Genomic DNA, 18,250 nt, shown 5'->3' on the forward strand with positions numbered 1-18,250 from the left:
CCGTGAAATTTTCTCGCCACCGAATTTAACCCGCCATGCTGGAATAAACCATCAACCCTGCCACCGCTAGGCTACCGCCGAGGATAATCCAGGAGAGTTTTTTCAGTGACCTCGCACCAACTGTCATGGCTACCAGGCCACCGAGTAATCCGCCGATGGTATTAAGCAGCAAATCATCAACATCGGTGTAACCAAGCGCAAAAACCCATTGCAGCACTTCAATTACCATGCTGATCACGGCGGAGTAGAGGGTGACCTCCACAATCGTGAAGTGGCTGCGGCGATGTTTGCGCAGGATTTGGTAGAGGTAAAAGCCCATTGGCATAAAGAGGGCGATATTGCCGAAGGTATTGGTCCACGGTCCCCACCAAATGGGTGCGTCGACAAATCCATTAAAGAGTTGGAGGTCTAGGGAGCGATAGTGGTGTGCCTCGGTATTCCATAAACCACCCAGGGACAATCTGCTCTTTAAAAGCGTAAGCATCGCCAACAGCACTGCATATACACCAAAAGCTAGCCCGGTTAGCAAGGTAGAGGCACCTTGCTTCTTGGGCGACGTCTTGCGCGACGTCTTACGCGGCGCATCGCGCATACTCGTATCCTGGGTGGTGTCATAATGCATTGTTGCGTGGCGATTTTCTCGGAGTTGGGTGGTTGACATGAGAGTCCACCATAGAAGCCTCTGCTGTATGTCTGCTGACAGTCTCCCTGAAAGAAGCTGCAGATGCCTATGCAGCTCACCTCGAAGTCTGCACACTTAAGCATAAGGAGTTAATAATATGGACCAAAATTTTGATCTCTTAGTCCTGGGTTTCGGCAAGGCTGGCAAGACCATCGCCATGAAACGCTCTGCTGCTGGTGACAAGGTGGCTCTCATTGAACGTAGCCCCCAAATGTACGGCGGAACTTGCATCAATATCGGATGTATCCCCACCAAAAAGCTACTTTTTGAGACCTCCCAGGGAAAATCCTTCCCCGCAGCGGTAACAGCCCGCGACCAGCTGATCGGCAAACTTAACGCCACCAACCTCAAGATGGCACAGGATAAAGGTGTCACGGTTATTGATGGCACCGCCCGTTTTAGCGGCGACCACGAAGTCACTGTTACTGCAGGTGAAGATACCCTCGTCCTCAGTGCGCCAAAAATTATCATTAACACCGGTTCCACCCCAGTTTGGCCGGAGTGGCCGGGCATCGATAATCCCAAGATTTATGATTCCACCAGCATTCAGCACATTTCTCCGACGCCTAAACACCTAGCCATCATCGGCGGTGGCCCCATTGGCCTGGAATTTGCCACCCTTTTTAGCGGTCAGGGCACCAAGGTCACCATTCTTGATCACGGCGCCACGCCCCTGAAGAACTTTGATCAGGATATCGCGGAGCTCGCCACCGCAGATCTCGTCGAGCGCGGTGTGGAGTTTCGCACCAATGCGCAGGTCACCGGCTTTAGTGGCGATCTCACTGTGCACCTCGAAGAAGATTCCATCGAGGTTGATGCAGCGCTTATTGCCGTCGGCAGGCGCCCGGCCACCGCGGACCTCAACCTCGCTAACGCGGGTATCAAGACCGGCCAGCGCGGCGAAGTGCTTGTCGACGAACACCTGCGCAGCAATATTGAGGGCATTTTTGCCGTAGGCGATGTCACCGGAGGCCCGCAGTTTACCTATGTTTCCTATGATGATCACCGCATTGTGCTGGATCAATTAGCAGGAAAGGGCACTCGTTCCACCCGGGGACGACTGATTCCCACCACCACATTTTTGGAGCCACCACTAGCCACCATCGGGCTGGGAGAACGCGCAGCCCATGAAGCTGGACACAACATCACCATTAAGAAGGCTGAAATCGCCAAGATGCCGATTGTGCCACGGCCCAAAATCATCAATCAGACTCGTGGCATGGCAAAGTTCATTATCAATAAGGACAATGATCAAATCCTCGGCGCCTCGCTTTATTGCGCGGATTCCCAGGAGCTCATCAATATGGTTGCGCTTGCCATGCGCCACGGCATCACCGCTTCTGAGCTAGGGAGTGGCATTTACACCCACCCAGCTAGCTCTGAAATCTTTAACCAGCTGCTGGAGTGATCATCGCAGGGGATTAAAAGGTTTAATAATCGGGTTGGTCTGACCAGTATCCATTAGCTCTGCCAGGTATTTTCCACTGGCAGGCCCCAGCACCATGCCCCACATGCCGTGACCACCAGCTACATAAATATCCTTAGCCTTGGTTTCTCCAAGGAGTGGCCGACCATCTGGGGTAACTGGCCGCGAACCAACCCACTCATCCTGGCGCTCAGCAAAATCTATGCCCCGCATCAAACGACTTGCCTGGTTCACAATTGCTGTAATGCGACGTTGTTGCAAAGGCTCATCTGGCCCGCGGAACTCCATAGTTCCAGCAATGCGGAAACGTCCCTGATAAGGCGTGCATGCCATGCGGTGGTGTGGCAAATACACCGGGTGCTGGGCTGGGATATCGGTAGCAACCGAAAATGAATAACCACGCCCAGCCTGAACCAGCGTTTTTACCCCATATTCTCGAGCCAACTTCGGCAGCCAAGCACCAGTGGCAATTACCACTTTGTCAGCCTCTTCGCGGCTGCCATCGGCCAAAATCACGGCAGGTCGCGCACCTGCAGCAACGTGGGTAACCTCCACGCCAGTGCGAATTAGCCCACCACGCTTTTCGACGTCCGCCGCCACCGCGGCCACATAAGGCCCGGGTTCAATAAACCGCTGACCTTCCAGCCGATATGCTACGGAAACCTCAGAGCTGAGCATGGGAGCTAGCTCTTGGGGATTTTCCAAGCGAGACATCTCAGCAATTTGACCATAGCGCACCACGCCCGCAACTTCCCGTGCAAAGCCTCGAGATTGCTCCTCATTTTCAAAGCCAATGACAAAAGGGCCTTCATGGCTGATACCAGTAACTCCACCAAGTTCCATTTCATCAAAGGCTGCAAGTGCAACCCTATCGATGGCGGTGAGGTCCGCCATGGTGGAATCCCATTTGCTCTCAAATGCCTGGGCCATAAAGCGCGCTAGAAATTCCCAGAGTTTGGGTTCTACTCGCAGTGGCATATGCAAGGGAGAATCTGCATTAAAAAGTGCTTTGGGTCCATAGGACCACAGGCTGGAATCTGAAAGTGGAATGGTTTTCGCAGGTGCAAGCCAGCCCGCATTTCCCCAGGAGGAACCAGCTGCCACCCCAGTTTTATCAAGCACACTCACCTCAAATCCCCGTTCCTGGAGGTACCAGGCGGTGGATAATCCCACCATGCCAGCGCCGATAACGATGGCTTTGCGGGGCGTGCTCATGAAACCCTCCTGGGTGTGGGATGGACTCCTGTTATTACCAGTATGGCGAAGATTTTCTAGAAATGTCGGAGAATTGCTAAAGCCCTGACATCAGGTGATGTCAGGGCTTTGAGGAGGTGCTTTAGACGCCTGGGACGTCCAGGGTGATACCGAACTGAGCTGCAGCGTTCTCAATGTTGGTGGCGTTAGCCCAGACTAGGCCGGCAGCTGCTGCTGCGGTGATAGCCAGGGTGTAGCCGTACCAGGTAACGCCGAATTGGGAGACCTCGTCGAGGTTCTTGGAGGAGCCCCAGATGTCGCGCTCGTACTCGGTTGCGCTGGAAGCGTTTCCGACCTCAGAAGAACCCGAGGACTGTGCCATTGCTGGGGTAGCGGTCAGGGTCAGTGCGCCTGCGGTGAGCAGGGCGATGGATGCGTTGCGAAGCTTAGACATAAATAACTCCTTCAATATGGAAAACAATACGTTCCCTCAGAGATTATCAAGATTGACACCATTCGGCAGCACTTTATTCATCGCCCCATACATTTGTCGCCACTTTTTAGTAATTGCGTGACGCGTCACACAAATTGCTTGATGTGGGAACAAAGATTTTGGGAAGGTAGTTAGACAAAGCATGACTACTGTTAATGAAACCCCGCTTGTGCTTGATGCAGAAGCACAGGACCTGCTCTTCCGTGAAGCTCGCACCGCCAACGCTTTCACCGATGAGCCAGTTACCGATGAGCAGATCCAGGCAATCTTCGAGCTCGTCAAGTGGGCTCCAACCGCACTGAACTCCCAGCCACTACGCGTTGTGATCGTGCGTTCCGAAGAGGCTAAGGCTCGTTTGGTTCCTTTGATGGCTGAGGGCAACCAGGCTAAGACTCAGGCTGCTCCTGCAACCGCTCTCTTGGCTGCTGACGTTGACTTCCACGATGAGCTGCCACAGCTCTTCCCACACTTCCCAGGTGCTCGCGATATGTTCTCTGACGAGGCTGTTCGCGCCTCTGTTGCAGAGATGAACACCGGCCTGCAGATTGGTTATGCAGTTCTCGGTATCCGCGCTGCAGGTCTGGCCGCTGGCCCAATGACCGGCATGGATGCAGAAGCTATCTCCAAGGAGTTCTTCCCAGACGGCCGCCACCGCGTGCTCGTTGCCATCAACTTTGGCAAGCCAGCTGAAAACGCTTGGTACGATCGTCTGCCTCGCCTCGCATTTGATGAGGTTGTTGAGACCATCTAAGGTTTCTTAATAAAAATAAGCCGATGCCCTTCATGGGCAGCGGCTTATTTAGCTTTTTAGGGCTTATTTGACCACGAGGTTAACCATGCGTCCGGGGACAACAATCTGCTTGAACAGATTCTTTCCAGCAATATGCTCCTGGATCTTTTCGTCGTTAAGCACAATCTCCATGATCTGCTCCTGGGTGGCGTCGGCTGCAACGGTGACACGACCGCGGACCTTGCCGTTGACCTGTACTGGCAGCTCAATTTCATCATCCTTGAGCCACTTCTCATCGAAGGTGGGGAAAGGCTGGTAGGTGATGGTGTCATCGTGACCAAGCTGCTTCCACAGTTCCTCGGCGATGTGCGGAGCAACAGGGGAAACCATGATGGCCAAAGGCACTACAGCCGCTTCTGGAACAGCCTTGGGGTAGGTCTTGGTCAGGTAGTTGACGTACTCAATCAACTTGGAGACCACGGTGTTTACACGCAGGTTGGTGTAATCATCGGTCACGCCTGCGATGGTGCGGTGCAGCTGCTTATTATCTTCATCGCTCAGCGCTGCATCGTTAACAAGCACCTCGCCGGTGTTTTCATCCACAACCAAACGCCACAGGCGCTGCAGGAAGCGCTGAGCGCCAACAACATCCTTGGTTGCCCATGGACGGGAAGTGTCCAAAGGTCCCATGAACATTTCATAAACGCGCAGGGTATCGGCACCGTAGTTGGCGCAGATATCATCAGGAGCTACGGCGTTCTTGAGGGACTTGCCCATCTTGCCGTATTCCTGGTTGACTTCCTCGCCCTGGTAGAAGAATTTTCCATCCTTTTCCTCAACCTCTTCCGCGGGCACATAAACGCCACGGGAATCGGTGTAGGCATAAGCCTGGATGTAGCCCTGGTTGTAGAGGCGTCGATAAGGCTCTTTGGAGGACACATAGCCCAGGTCAAAGAGCACCTTGTGCCAGAAACGGGAGTAGAGCAGGTGCAAAACAGCGTGCTCAACGCCACCGACGTAGAGGTCAACTCCGCCGGGATCGTTTGGACCATGGACGTCTGGGCGAGGTCCGGTCCAATAACGCTCGTTCTCAATATCGCAGAACATTTCGTCATTGGAAGGATCGATATAACGCAGCTGGTACCAAGAAGAACCGGCCCACTGTGGCATAACGTTGGTATCGCGGGTGTACTTCTTTAGGCCATCGCCCAGATCCAATTCCACCTCAACCCACTCGCGTGCCTTCGCCAGGGGAGGGGAGGGCTCAGAGTCAGCATCATTAGGATCGAAGGAGACTGGCTTATAGTCTTCTACCTCTGGCAATTCCACTGGCAGCATGGATTCTGGCAGGGAGTGTGCGAGACCGTCCTCGTCATAAACCACTGGGAATGGCTCGCCCCAGTAACGCTGGCGAGCAAAGAGCCAGTCGCGCAGCTTGTACTGAATGGTGCCACGGCCTGGTCCCTTGGACTCCAACCACTCGATGGTCTTGGCAATGGCATCTTCTTTAGCCAAGCCGTTAAGATCCAAGCCCTGGTCATTGGCAGAGTTCACAGCGGCGCCGGACTCGGTGAAAGCAGCCTCGGCGATGTTGCCGCCAGCCACAACTTCCTTAATTGGCAGGCCAAGAACGGTAGCAAACTCATAGTCACGCTCATCGTGCGCAGGAACTGCCATGATGGCACCGGTGCCGTAGCCGGTGAGCACATAGTCCGCGATAAACACTGGAATCTGCTCGCCATTAACTGGGTTGGTGGCATAAACGCCAAGGAAGACGCCGGTCTTTTCCTTGTTTTCCTGGCGCTCCAGGTCAGACTTCGCAGCAATGCCAGCGCGGTAGGCAGCTACGGCCTCAGCTGGGGTGGCTTGGCCATTGGTCCAGCGTGCGTCGGTATTCTCATAGGCGCCAGCACGGGCGGTGAGGGTATCAACCAGCTCATGCTCAGGAGCAAGCACCATATAGGTGGCACCAAAAAGGGTGTCAGGGCGGGTGGTGAAGACGGTGATGGTTTCACCTTCAGCAGTGAAGTCCACCTCCGCACCGCGGGAGCGACCGATCCAGTTGCGCTGCATGGACTTCACCTTGTCTGGCCAATCCAGCAGGTCAAGATCATCAATGAGGCGATCGGAATAAGCGGTAATACGCATCATCCACTGAGAAAGGTTCTTGCGGAATACCGGGAAATTGCCGCGCTCCGAGCGACCGTCGGCGGTGACCTCCTCATTTGCCAGCACGGTGCCCAGACCTGGGCACCAGTTCACCGTGGAGTTGGAGCGATAAACCAGGCGGAACTCATCCACTGCCTTTTGCTTTTCGACGCGATCAAGCTGGTTGTAATCGGCGCCGTCTTTCGTGGCAACCGCACCAGACTCGAGCAAAGGAATCAACTCGGAAATAGGACGAGCCTTTTGCTGTTCCTGGTCAAACCAGGAATTAAAGATCTGCAAGAAGATCCACTGGGTCCACTTATAAAACTCAGGATCGGTGGATGCCACGGAACGGCGTGGATCATGACCAAGACCCAAAGCGCCCAGCTGGCGCTTCATGTTCTCAATATTGGCCATGGTGGTGGTGCGTGGGTGAGTGCCGGTTTGAATGGCGTATTGCTCAGCTGGCAGGCCGAAAGCGTCATAACCTAAGGTATGCAGCACGTTCTTGCCCAGCATGCGGTTGTAGCGGGCGAAAACATCTGTGGCGATATAACCCAGTGGGTGGCCAACGTGCAGGCCAGCACCTGAAGGGTAGGGGAACATATCCTGGACAAAGAGTTTGTCATCGGGAAGAGCGTGCCCATCAGCAGGTGCTAGATCACCCTTGGGATTGGGGGCATTAAAGGTGCCGTGTTCTTTCCAAAAATTCTGCCACTCGCCCTCGATTTTATTAGCTACTTCCGGGGTATAACGGAACGCTGGTGTCGAGGTGCCTTCGCTCGGATTAGTCATGCTTAAACAGTGTAGTAGGTCTATGGGACATCACCGCTTCGAGGGCAAAACTCACAGCCCTTAGCGGGAGCGCTCCTGCAAAGGATTCAGCTTGCGCAACACATTTTGCTGACGATCATAGGGCTTAATAGCCTCCAATAATTCCTGCGTATTTAGATAAGCCATGGAGAGGTCATAGTGGGTTTGCAGGTTGAGCCAAAATTGTGGATCAGGACCTAAATAAGCCGCTAAACGCAGGGCAGTATCTGCAGTAATAGCCCTTTTACCGTGCACAATTTCATTGATGCGGCGCGGTGGAACTCCAATGGCGCGAGCCAGCCCATTTTGGCTTAAACCCAGTGGTTCCATGAACTCTTCCCACAAAATTTCACCCGGCATAACGGGGTGTTCTGTGGTGTGATTATTGCCTGCATCCTGCACTTGTTTATCCATCCCCTTGATTGCGCTAAATGATAAAAATTCATCTTAGCGTTCCCAACTATACCTATAACGCATTGGGGGTGTAGTGCCCTTTAGCTGAAATATGACGCATAGCGTCATAACAACTTTAATGCCAGGCGGCATATAACGAGATGCGGCATAGGTAATTATTGAAGGTCATTTTGAGAACAAAATATTAGCCTTGAAAAAGGTAAAAAATGACCCCTTCCAAAACTTGGAAGGGGTCATTCTATTAGAGGGTTAGAGCCAGCGTGGTGGTTCTGGAACCTCTCCAGATTCCACAGTGACACCCTCGACGCCGCGACCCGCAGCATAGCGGACGATGCCTGCGAGGCTGCCGCTAATAACCGTTTCGGACTCGCCTGCTGCGGCCGGTGCGGCAGCGTAGCGCGTGCGGGAGGACTCGTCGACAAGCACAAGTCCTTCGCCGACACCCTGTCCAGCCCATTTCTGGGTGATTTCAGCGGCCAGGGTCTCGAGGATCACGGTCGGAATGTTGCCGAAGCTGGCAACGGCGCCGAGATCAACAGCGTGGATCCAGACCTCGCGGGAACGCATCCACAGGGTTTCACTGGCAGGAACGGTACGTCCCTGCGCGGTGAGAACCTCATGAGACCAGGATTCCGCGGAGGAATCTCGCCATGCGACGTCTAGACGGGCTACGGAGTGCTCGTGCAGGTTGCGCAGTGCATCCGGAATCAGGGTTGCTCCATAGGCGATTTCCTCATTGCGTGCTCCGGGGGAGGAGTACATGGGAGTTTCTTCGCCGGTGTTGGCCCAGTGAATCAGGTTGCAAATGGCAATGGCGTTATAAGCCACATGCGCGATCACATGAGAACGGGTCCAACCTGCAAGGTTGGTGGGCTCATCAAAGTCAGCGTTGTCAATGAGCGACAGCTGACGTGAATAGTGGGAAGTGCCCAACCTAACCAGAGCCAGCCGCTCTTCAAGCGGTAGTTCGTGGAAAGTTGTCATTTACTCGAACACCGTCTTGTTCTCGATGAAGCCGAGGCCCTCGATCTCAACCTTTACGGTCTCGCCATCACCGATGTAGCGCTTAGGGTTGCGAGCATGGCCAACGCCACCTGGGGTACCGGTTACGATAACGTCGCCGGCATCCAATGGATAAAGGTGAGTGATGTACTCAATGAGCTTTTCTGGGCTGAAGACCAGGTCATTTGTTGGGGTGGACTGCATCTTCTCGCCCTCGAGGTAGGTAGAAAGCTCGCCACCGAACTCGAAGGAATCTGGGGTGGTCATCCAAGGACCGAAGCCTGCAGACTTTTCCAAGGACTTGCCCTGGTGCCACTGTGGGGTTGCGGCTGGTGCGCGGTACTGGAAATCGCGCAGGGTGTAGTCATTGATGACTGCGTAGCCAGCGATGTAATCCTTAGCATCAGTTTCCTGCACACGACGTGCGCGCTTGCCGATAACAACTGCCATCTCGCCTTCCCAGTCAAGAGCCTTGTTAGCCCACTCTGGAACGACAACATCATCAAATGGTCCGATAAGAGCATCTGGGTACTTAACAAAGAGGGTTGGATCCTCAGGAAGATTACGACCCATCTCCTTGATGTGGTTTGCGTAGTTCAGACCAACACAAACGATCTTCTTAGGAGCTGGAACGACAGCGTCGAGGTCCTTGTTCTCAAAGGTAATTGCTTCAGCGGATGCAGCTTCAGCAAGCTCACGCCAGTTGCTCTCCTGGAGCAGCTCGCCGACGTTTGCGTAGCCCTCGATTGGGGTTGCGGTGTTGTCAGACTCTACGCGGGCCGCGATGGTGGAGCCATTTTGGCGGATTGTTGCAAGACGCATCTTGAATTAGATTCCTTCCGGAGTAAATGAACGAGCAAGGTTAAGAGCCTCAAAGATTGGGGCATCAGAGAAGCAGAAAAGATCAACGCCGTCTTCGCCGGCGATGACATTCCACTTCTGCCACGACGGTACATTGATGACATCGCCGTGGTTTGCCTCGAAGGTCTTATCGCCAACATTGATGGTGGCGGAACCCTCGAAGACCTGAAAGCAACGGTTACCAACCTCATGGATTGGGGTGGTTGCAGCACCTGGGCGTAGGCGGTGGAACTCTGCACGGATGGTGGTCATAACATCGCCACCGGTGGTTGGGTTGGTGAAGCGGATGGCAGCGTGGCCTGGAGCGACGGTGCCTGGGTGGCCGGCTTCTTCCAATGCGAGCTGATCGTTCAGTGCTGCATCGGTGTGCTCCCAAGCGTAACGGCCGATTGGGGAGTAGGAGGTCTTACCTGGGAATGCGACAGGGCGCAGACCTGGGTGTGCCCACAGGCGCTCAGAGCGGGACAGATCTGGGGTGGACTCATCGGTGAGCTTCTCGGTGCCGTACTCGAAGAAGCCGGTGTCCATCTGATAAGCAAATGGAATGTCCAGGCCGTCGAGCCAAGCCATTGGCTCGGTCGCAATGTTGTGGTGGCCGTGGTAGTTCCAGCCTGGGGTGAGCAGGAAGTCGCCACGCTTCATTGGAACTGGATCGCCGTTTACAACGGTCCAAACGCCTTCGCCTTCGATGACAAAGCGGAATGCGTTCTGGGAGTGGCGGTGCTCAGGAGCGTTCTCGCCAGGTGCGAGGTACTGGATCGCAGCCCATAGGGTAGGGGAGATGTAGGTGTTACCGTCTAGACCTGGGTTTGCCAGGCCGATGGCACGACGTTCGCCGCCGCGACCAACTGGAACGAGCTCACCGGAACGCTGTGCCAGCTTGAGCAGCTCGGACCAATCCCACTTGTGTGCAACTGCACGTGGCTCAGGGTGGTTAGGCATGAGCCCACCAATCTGGGTCCACAGTGGCTTGAGGTGGATCTCATCCATCCTCTGGTACATGGCGTCGAGCTCTGCCTGCTCCTCTGGGGTAGCTGGTGGAACTTCCTGCTTGACGTGTTCAGTTGAGTAATCAGTATTCTTTGGGGCACCCATTGTGGAGTCCTCCTCAATTCTCATTGTGAAGTTCCGGATTTACGTTTCTGTACGTACGAGGTGTGCGCAAAGAGTGAGTATTTCCAGAAAACAGTTGTGATTAACAGTTAAGGATCTCGACTGCTTGTGAGCTCGAACATATTGACCTTCGAAACGTGACTCAACGTATTTCCGCCATACGGAAAGTTCATTTAATGGGGGTGATCCAGGGGTAGGTTTAAGACTAAAGACGCCGCAAAGGCTGCTTTTCAGAAATGCGATATGAAGCTAATGCCCTGTTCAGGTCCCGCATGTGCCCTTGCAGGGACTCCACACACCTCGGATAAGCCCCTCTAAAACGCCCCGATGGCACCGCCAAAGAGAGTGCGCCCAGGACATCTCCTACCTCGTTAACCAGGGGTTCTGCCACTGCACTGACGTCTTGTTCAAAGAAGCCAAAGTTGGTGCCATGACCCCTATCGCGAGTGCGGCGCAGACGCTTGCGCAGGTTCTCAAATTCCTCATCACCCAAGCTGGAAAAAAGCGAACGCAGCTCACCTGACGACATTTCCGCAAGCATCACCAATCCACCGGCATTTTGAGTGGCGGGCATGACCTGACCTCGGCGATTACCAACACGCACCGGCAAAGACCCCTCTACGGAGTGGATAAAGTGCACTGAAGAGCCCTGCAAAATAACCAAATGGCAGGTCTCTCCGGTTTCTTTAGCCATTGCCTCCATATGGTGCCTGCACACACTGGTGAGATCTGCACCCAACCCCGGCTGTAGGGCAGAGGTAGACAATGCGGGACCGGGCAAATAAACCCGTGATTCACTACGCACCGCAAAACCGCGATAGACCAACATGGCCATGGATCTATGCACAGTAGAGAGACCAACTCCGAGCTCCTCGGCAGCTCCAGAAATAGTGAGCCGACCAGAATCTCGGAGCAGCAAAATCAGCTGTAAAGCCGTGTCAACAGAACTCAAAAACGCCTTCGGGGGTAGCCCATGGGTGGGTGCCACGCTATCCATAATCCTACTTTCCACATAAAGGAATTCCTTTGATTGTAACTTAGCCCACTAAGAACATATAGCTATGACCTCACACGCGACAGGACACGGGAGCGCCGCAGCGCACCCGCAGGGAAACTCAGCAACAGGCGCCGGTCCCTCCTACTCAGAGATTGAAAACAAGGGTTTCACGTTTCTGGGCATCAGTGGCAGGCGACTTGCTGCCGTACTCATTGGTTGGTTCTTCGTCGTCTTCGACGGCTACGACCTCATCGTCTATGGAACAGTTCAGTCCGCTCTGGCTAAAGAGTGGAACCTCAGCTCTGCAACTCTCGGCACCATCGGCTCCACTGCATTCTTCGGCATGGCCATCGGTGCAATTGTCATCGGTCGCCTTTCTGACCGCATTGGACGCAAGGCAGCCGTTATTGGCTCCGTCCTGATCCTCTCAGTCTTCACTCTGCTCTGCGCCTTTGCCCCTAACCCATGGGTTTTCGGCCTACTCCGTTTTGTCGCAGGTCTAGGCCTTGGTGGCCTGGTTCCATCGGTAAACGCGATGACCTCTGACCTAGTGCCACGCAAGACTATGTCTGCATGGGCCACCATCATGATGTCCGGTGTGCCACTAGGCGGTTCCATCGCAGCCATCCTGGCACGTTTCATCATCCCATCCTCTGAAGAGTGGGGCTGGCGCTTCATGTTCCTCGTCGCGGTGGTGCCTTTGATCATCGGTCTGCCAATCGCGATGAAGGTTATCCCATCTGACAAGGCCATTAAGGCTGATCACGAAGCTCGCGAAGGTCACTCCGCGCCTGCTGGATTCAAGGATCTATTGGTTTCTCGTTACCGCTGGATCTCTATCTGGTTTGCACTGGCCACCTTCGTTACCCTGCTGGCTTGGTACGGCCTGGGCACCTGGCTGCCACGTCTGATGGAAACCGCTGGCTACAACTTCGGCCACGCACTTATGTTCACCCTGGCGCTTAACCTCGGCGCCATCATCGGCTCCATTGTTACGGCATGGGCAGGCGACCGTTTCGGACCCATCCGCTCCGGCATCGTTGCTGCTGGTGTGGCTGGCATCGCCCTGCTCCTGCTGCTTACTTACCCACCAGTTGTTGCCGTTTATGTCATCCTCATCTTGGCTGGCGTTGGTACTCACGGCACTCAGATCCTGATCATCGCTGCAGTTGCCAACTTCTACCCAAGCAACATGCGCGGTACCGCTTTGGGCTGGGCCTTGGGCGTTGGACGTATCGGCGCTGTGGTTGCACCGCAGCTTGCAGGTCTACTACTGGCGTGGAACCTCGGCGTGAACTCCAACTTCATCATGTTCGGCGCTGCAGCCTTGCTCTCCGCCATCTCCTTGAGCGTATTGCTACGCCTCCAGCGCAACTTCGGAACTAATAACAACGTCGAAGTACAAGGCTAAAAGTTTTAAACACCAGTGGGCTGGGCATTCATAAAGTCCCCAGCTCACATGGCTTCAAACAGCTCCCCAGATTCTTCAAACAGCACTTTTAGGAAGTCTTTCTTATGTCACACCTCCCAAAGACAAATGAACTTGAAGGCCAAAAAATCATCATTTCCGGTGGCGGAATTGGTGGCGCAGCTGGCGCTCTAGCGCTGGCGCTGCGTGGCGCAGATGTCACCCTTTACGAGCGTGCACCTGAATTCAAGGAAGTTGGCGCTGGCCTGCAGATCGGACCTCACGGTTGGCGCATGCTGGAGTCTTGGGGCTTGTTGGATCAGATTGTTGCTGCTGGCTTCCTGCCAGAGGATATGCAGTTCCGCGATGCCATCACCCGCGAAACCATCCTCACCCTGGACTTTGATGAAGAGTTCCAAAAGCACTACGGCGGACGTTACCTGGTTATCCACCGCTCCGATCTGCTGAGCATCTTGGTTAAGAACGCTATTGAAGCTGGTGCAAAGCTCCACAATGGTGTGCTGGTTACCGATTCCCACACCATCGACAATGGCATCGAGGTAGACATTGAAAGCGCTGTAAACCCCGGCGAAGACAAGGAAACCCACATCGCTGATATCTTCTTGGCATATGACGGAATCCACTCCGTTATGCGCAAGAAAGTTGTTGAGGATGAGCCAGTTGCTTCCTCCTACGTGGCTTACCGTGGCACTTCCAAGCTTGCTGATGAGCCAGAGATGCAGGGTCTGAAGTCTGTTATCGGCTACATCGGACCTCACGTTCACTTCATTCAGTACCCACTGCGTGGCGGCGACCTGCTCAACCAGGTTGCTGTGTTTGAGTCCAAGCGTTACCTTGAGGGTCGCGAAGCCGGCAACATCCCTGAGGACTGGGGCAACCCTGAAGAGCTGGAGCAGGCATACGGCCACTGCGATGAGTTCATCCAGAGCCGCCTGGGCACCATGTGGCGCAACAACTGGTGGCAGATGTCTGACCGCGAGCCACTAACCCAGTGGAAGGTTGGTCGCATGTTGCTCGTTGGCGACGCAGCTCACCCACCATTGCAGTACCTGGCTTCCGGCGCTGTTATGGCTATGGAAGATGCCGAGGCTATTGCCCTCTTCGCTGCTGACGCAGCCAAGGCTGGCAACCTGGATTGGGACGCTGTCCTCTCCGAGGTAGAGGCTGAGCGCCTGCCACGCACCAAGCGCATTCAGACCGTGGGTCGTTTCTGGGGCGAGCTATGGCACCTTGATGGCACCTCTCGTTTGATCCGCAATGAGCTCTTCCGTCAGGCTGATCGCACCGGTTGGTTCCGCTACGCAGACTGGCTGTGGGGGTATGACGCTTCCAAGCGTGAGTACATTGCAGATCCTTCCAAGGGCGATGTTCCTCAGGGCTTGGAGGAATGGCGTTACGCTCTCCTCGAGCAGAATAAGTAGACGTCGAAAAGCATAAAACGTTGCCACACAGGTACTTGTACCTGTGTGGCAACGTTATTTTTAAGGCGCTTTTCGACGCACCCCTCAATCCCTAGTGATTACTGGGGAGGGCAAACGATTGGCTTAATGACAGAGCCGTTAGCGGAGTCTTCGAAGCCCCGGTTGATGTCCTCGAAAACGTAGAACTTAACCAGCTTGTCGAATGGGAATTGACCTTGCTCCCACAGCTTTAGCAAACGAGGGATGAATACCTGAGGAACGGAGCTGCCCTGCCATATGGATAAAGATTAATTAATAATCATTTTCATTAAGAGCGTTTAAGTAGGCACGCAAAAACCCAGCGGCACCTGCGAGAGGTGACTGCTGGGCTCTTAATTTTTGCTGTGTGGTTTTTAAACCTTAGGGGAGTGGTGATGCTCTACGTCGCCAGGGGTGACGTCAAAAGCAACACGATCTTCTTCCTCAATTTCATCGGGGGAAGTTCCGTGCAGCTGACCCTTTGCAAACTTGTTCACGATGACTGCAATCGCGCCGTCACCGGTGACGTTAGCGGCAGTACCGAAGGAGTCGATTGCGATATAGGCAGCGATCATCAGTGCAACTTGGTTCTCATCAAAGCCAAGCATGGATGCAAGCAAGCCGGTAGCTGCCATAATTGCGCCACCTGGAACGCCAGGGGCTGCCACCATGCTGATGCCCAACATAAGCAAGAAGCCGATAGCTAGGGCAGGGGAGACTTCCATGTCATAAAGGAAAACTACGGCAAAAGCGAAGAGCGTAATTTTCATCATGGAGCCAGCCAAGTGAATGGTCGCACAGAGCGGAACAACAAAACCTGCGACGTTAATATCAACGTCATTCTTCAAGGTCTGCTGGTAGGTCACTGGAATGGTGGCAGCCGAGGAAGAGGTTCCCAGGGCAGTGAAGTAGGCAGGAAGCATGTTCTTAAAGAGCTTCCACGGATTCTTCTTGGCGATTGCACCAGCAATGATGAACTGGATTGCCAGGAATACAAAGGTACCGATAACTGCGACAACAAGGACCTTACCGAAGGCAGAGATAATCTCAATGAGACCACCGTTCATACCCATACCCAAGAAGATGCCGAAGATGAAGATTGGCAGCAGTGGAATAACAAAGGCGGTGATGGTCTTCATGACCACACGCTCAAGCTCGTGAGTAACCTTGTAGAGGTTGTCAGACTTCACCACAGCCATACCCAAGCCCAAGCAGAAAGCCAAGAGCAGAGCCGTCATCACTTCAAAAGGAGGTGACACCTCAATGGTGAAATAAGGCTGGAGGGTATCTGCATCAAGATCAACAGCTCCCACATCGGCGTGGTTAGCCAGCAACCATGGGAAGATAGCCTGGGAAGCACCATAAGCAATCAGACCTGAAAAGATCGTGGATGCATAAGCAATGCCAGCCACGATGCCCAACCACTTGCCGGCACCTCGACCGAGGCCTGCAATAGCTGGTGCAATGAGGGAGAAGATCAGGACTGGGATGAAGAATCCAAGGAAGTTGCTAAAAAGGCCGTTGAAGGTGGTGAAGATCCGGGCAAGCCACTCCGGGAAGAAGAGACTGCAGATAATTCCGAGAATGATCGCGATGACCACCCGGAACAGCAGCGACGAGCTCAAGCTCTTGATGTCCATGGTCGTTCCTACGTGTTATCGGGGCCTCTAAGAAAGGGGCACAAGAAGAGTTAAATTGGGTGCGAAGTGGTCCAGAGTTTTACCTCCCCACCCAAACACCAGATTCTGATGCGCGGTGAAGGTTTGTGGTATACCAACTAACCAACTGCGTCGTGAGTCAGATTACTGCACGTTGCGGGCTTGACCTATTTAATACGGGGGTAAACCCTGTCGACCTATAGAAATTATTTCCCCAGCTTCCCCCAACGCGGGGTTACTTAATGATTATCAGCGGAAATGTTTAGCGCATTAGAGTTGTTGGCATGACGGTGATTGGCATTATCTTAGGAACCCTGTGCGGCATCCTCGCAGTTGTTCTCTTAGTCGTAGGCGTACTCGGATGGACAGCTAAGTTACCGGGCAACCCCATTTTTGGAATTCGTGTCCCCGAGGTCCGTAAATCCAAGGAATTGTGGGATATGGCGCACCGCGTAGCGGGCCCCCTGTGGGCTCTTTCTGGCCTGGCTTGGGCTATTGCTGCGCTGGTCGCTTTCACTGCGTCTGGCTGGATGTGGCTGGTAGTGGGCATGGGCATTATCGCCGGCCTGGTATTCCTAGGCATGGGCGCTGGTATGGCTGCTCATACGGTGGCGATGGTTGATAACAAGCGCCACCGTGAGGAAATCCAAGCCACCCGAGATGCCCACCCTAAGCCTGTGGATCCGGAAGCTGGCCAAGATGCCGATTCGATTGCTCCAGCAGCTGAGGAAGAAGCTCCAAAGCCTAGCGTTGATTTTGCAGCTTTGCGCCGCGCCATCGAAAATAGCGATCAACAATAAACCTTCTTAAATGGTGAAATTCCCCTCGTTTAGAACGAGGGGAATTTTTTATCTCCTAGCTATGAATAAATTTCAACTAAGAGTCATGAGCCAAAGCTCGGTTTTTCGTCGAAAAGCAGCTTTTTTGCTTTTAAACTGGGTTCTCTTCCAACCAACCAGCTGCAATATCTGCAGCATTAGCCTGGTCATTGACACTTTGTGCGTTAAGCGCAATGAGCTCTTCAGGGCTCATCTCAGTGCTGACCTTGTTGATGATCTCCTGTGCTGCTGGATCCAGATCAGCACTTGCTACTGGAACAACGTGGGAAGCCAAGAACAGACCCTTGGTATCTTCTAGTACCACAAGATCATTGTCGGAGATGGTGGGATCAGCGGTGTAAATGATAGCCAGCTGAATCTGGTTATCGGTCAGCGCCTTAACGGTCAAAGGTCCGCCACTGTCTTCAATTGGGGTGAATCCAACGTTGATGCCATAGGCAGAAGCCAAGCCCTTTGGGCCGTTAGGGCGGTTTTCGCCCTCAGAGTTACCGCCCAAGGTCAGGGGAACATCAACCTTGGCTAGATCCTCAATGGTCTTCAGGCCGTATTGCTCAGCGAAAGCACGGGTGACTACGTAAGCATCCTGGTCAGTAGCTTCGCTCTGCTCAAGAATCTTGAGGTTTTCAGGAGCTGCTGCCTCAAGTGCGGTATAAACGTCTTCGCTTAGACGAGCCTCAGTGTTTGGCTCCCAGTACTGGAGTAGGGGACCGGAGTACTCAGGGAAGAGGTCGATGGAGCCGTTTTCAATTTCGCTAACATAAACTTCACGCTGGCCAATGCGGAAGTCCCTTTGGACTTCATGTCCACCGGCTTCTAGTGCCTGAGCGTAAATTTCTGCGATGATTTCATTTGAGTAATAATCCTGGGAGCCGATGACAATTGCCTCGGACTCGCTGGATGCACTGCTATCTACGGAATCGCTGCTGCCACAGGCAGTCAGCAAAGTTGCGGAAACAACTACTGCCAAAGGGGCGAGGAGTCGAGAACGAGTGATTTTCATGAATTATGCCTT

The 18,250-nt window shown here is 53.8% G+C and carries 16 protein-coding genes; 5 read left to right on the forward strand and 11 right to left on the reverse strand.

Going from position 1 to position 18,250, the window contains the following annotated elements:
- Positions 1–25: 25 nt before the first annotated feature.
- Complete coding sequence (locus H924_RS12735) at positions 26–661, reverse strand: VanZ family protein (protein ID WP_015652368.1); 636 nt, start codon at positions 659–661, stop codon at positions 26–28.
- Positions 662–779: 118 nt separating this feature from the next.
- Between H924_RS12735 and H924_RS12740 the strand changes: the two genes are divergently transcribed.
- The gene (locus tag H924_RS12740; protein WP_015652369.1) at positions 780–2,090 is read left to right on the forward strand and encodes a dihydrolipoyl dehydrogenase family protein; all 1,311 of its coding nucleotides are present in this window, start codon (positions 780–782) and stop codon (positions 2,088–2,090) included.
- Here the strand turns inward: H924_RS12740 and H924_RS12745 are convergent, their stop codons facing one another.
- Both H924_RS12745 and H924_RS12750 read right to left on the reverse strand, forming a co-directional pair.
- Positions 2,091–3,323 carry an NAD(P)/FAD-dependent oxidoreductase gene (locus H924_RS12745; RefSeq protein ID WP_015652370.1) on the reverse strand — a complete coding sequence of 411 codons (1,233 nt, stop codon included), beginning with the start codon at positions 3,321–3,323 and terminating at the stop codon, positions 2,091–2,093.
- 121 nt (positions 3,324–3,444) lie between these two features.
- Positions 3,445–3,756, reverse strand: a complete 312-nt coding sequence (locus H924_RS12750) for a hypothetical protein (protein WP_015652371.1) — start codon at positions 3,754–3,756, stop codon at positions 3,445–3,447.
- A gap of 181 nt (positions 3,757–3,937) precedes the next feature.
- Here H924_RS12750 and H924_RS12755 point away from each other — a divergent pair, with 181 nt between their 5' ends.
- Positions 3,938–4,546, forward strand: a complete 609-nt coding sequence (locus tag H924_RS12755) for a malonic semialdehyde reductase (protein WP_015652372.1) — start codon at positions 3,938–3,940, stop codon at positions 4,544–4,546.
- Positions 4,547–4,609: 63 nt separating this feature from the next.
- Here the strand turns inward: H924_RS12755 and leuS are convergent, their stop codons facing one another.
- From leuS to H924_RS12785, 6 genes are all read right to left on the reverse strand, one after another.
- Positions 4,610–7,468: a leucine--tRNA ligase gene (gene leuS / locus H924_RS12760; protein WP_015652373.1), complete on the reverse strand. Its 2,859-nt coding sequence runs from the start codon at positions 7,466–7,468 to the stop codon at positions 4,610–4,612.
- Positions 7,469–7,528: 60 nt separating this feature from the next.
- Positions 7,529–7,900: a HigA family addiction module antitoxin gene (locus H924_RS12765; RefSeq protein ID WP_029703551.1), complete on the reverse strand. Its 372-nt coding sequence runs from the start codon at positions 7,898–7,900 to the stop codon at positions 7,529–7,531.
- Positions 7,901–8,149: 249 nt separating this feature from the next.
- Positions 8,150–8,884 (reverse strand): maleylpyruvate isomerase family mycothiol-dependent enzyme, encoded by a 735-nt coding sequence (locus H924_RS12770; RefSeq protein ID WP_015652375.1) that lies wholly within the window; start codon positions 8,882–8,884, stop codon positions 8,150–8,152.
- The gene (locus tag H924_RS12775; RefSeq protein ID WP_015652376.1) at positions 8,885–9,724 is read right to left on the reverse strand and encodes a fumarylacetoacetate hydrolase family protein; all 840 of its coding nucleotides are present in this window, start codon (positions 9,722–9,724) and stop codon (positions 8,885–8,887) included.
- Positions 9,725–9,730: 6 nt separating this feature from the next.
- Complete coding sequence (locus tag H924_RS12780; protein ID WP_015652377.1) at positions 9,731–10,858, reverse strand: cupin domain-containing protein; 1,128 nt, start codon at positions 10,856–10,858, stop codon at positions 9,731–9,733.
- 223 nt (positions 10,859–11,081) lie between these two features.
- Positions 11,082–11,873 carry an IclR family transcriptional regulator gene (locus H924_RS12785; RefSeq protein WP_015652378.1) on the reverse strand — a complete coding sequence of 264 codons (792 nt, stop codon included), beginning with the start codon at positions 11,871–11,873 and terminating at the stop codon, positions 11,082–11,084.
- 64 nt (positions 11,874–11,937) lie between these two features.
- On the opposite strand from H924_RS12785, the gene H924_RS12790 reads away from it, so the two are divergent.
- Positions 11,938–13,284 carry an MFS transporter gene (locus H924_RS12790; RefSeq protein ID WP_015652379.1) on the forward strand — a complete coding sequence of 449 codons (1,347 nt, stop codon included), beginning with the start codon at positions 11,938–11,940 and terminating at the stop codon, positions 13,282–13,284.
- A 104-nt stretch (positions 13,285–13,388) separates the two neighbouring features.
- Positions 13,389–14,723, forward strand: coding sequence for an FAD-dependent monooxygenase (locus H924_RS12795; protein WP_015652380.1), 1,335 nt, complete (start codon positions 13,389–13,391; stop codon positions 14,721–14,723).
- A 392-nt stretch (positions 14,724–15,115) separates the two neighbouring features.
- On the opposite strand, the gene H924_RS12805 is transcribed toward H924_RS12795, so the two are convergent.
- The gene (locus tag H924_RS12805; protein WP_015652381.1) at positions 15,116–16,381 is read right to left on the reverse strand and encodes a dicarboxylate/amino acid:cation symporter; all 1,266 of its coding nucleotides are present in this window, start codon (positions 16,379–16,381) and stop codon (positions 15,116–15,118) included.
- Between the two features lie 302 nt (positions 16,382–16,683).
- On the opposite strand from H924_RS12805, the gene H924_RS12810 reads away from it, so the two are divergent.
- Positions 16,684–17,199: an SdpI family protein gene (locus H924_RS12810; protein WP_015652382.1), complete on the forward strand. Its 516-nt coding sequence runs from the start codon at positions 16,684–16,686 to the stop codon at positions 17,197–17,199.
- A 130-nt stretch (positions 17,200–17,329) separates the two neighbouring features.
- On the opposite strand, the gene H924_RS12815 is transcribed toward H924_RS12810, so the two are convergent.
- On the reverse strand, positions 17,330–18,238 hold the full coding sequence (locus H924_RS12815) for an ABC transporter substrate-binding protein (protein ID WP_015652383.1): 909 nt from the start codon (positions 18,236–18,238) through the stop codon (positions 17,330–17,332).
- Positions 18,239–18,250: the final 12 nt, after the last annotated feature.

The sequence above is a fragment of the Corynebacterium callunae DSM 20147 genome, assembly GCF_000344785.1.
GTDB lineage: Bacteria > Actinomycetota > Actinomycetes > Mycobacteriales > Mycobacteriaceae > Corynebacterium > Corynebacterium callunae.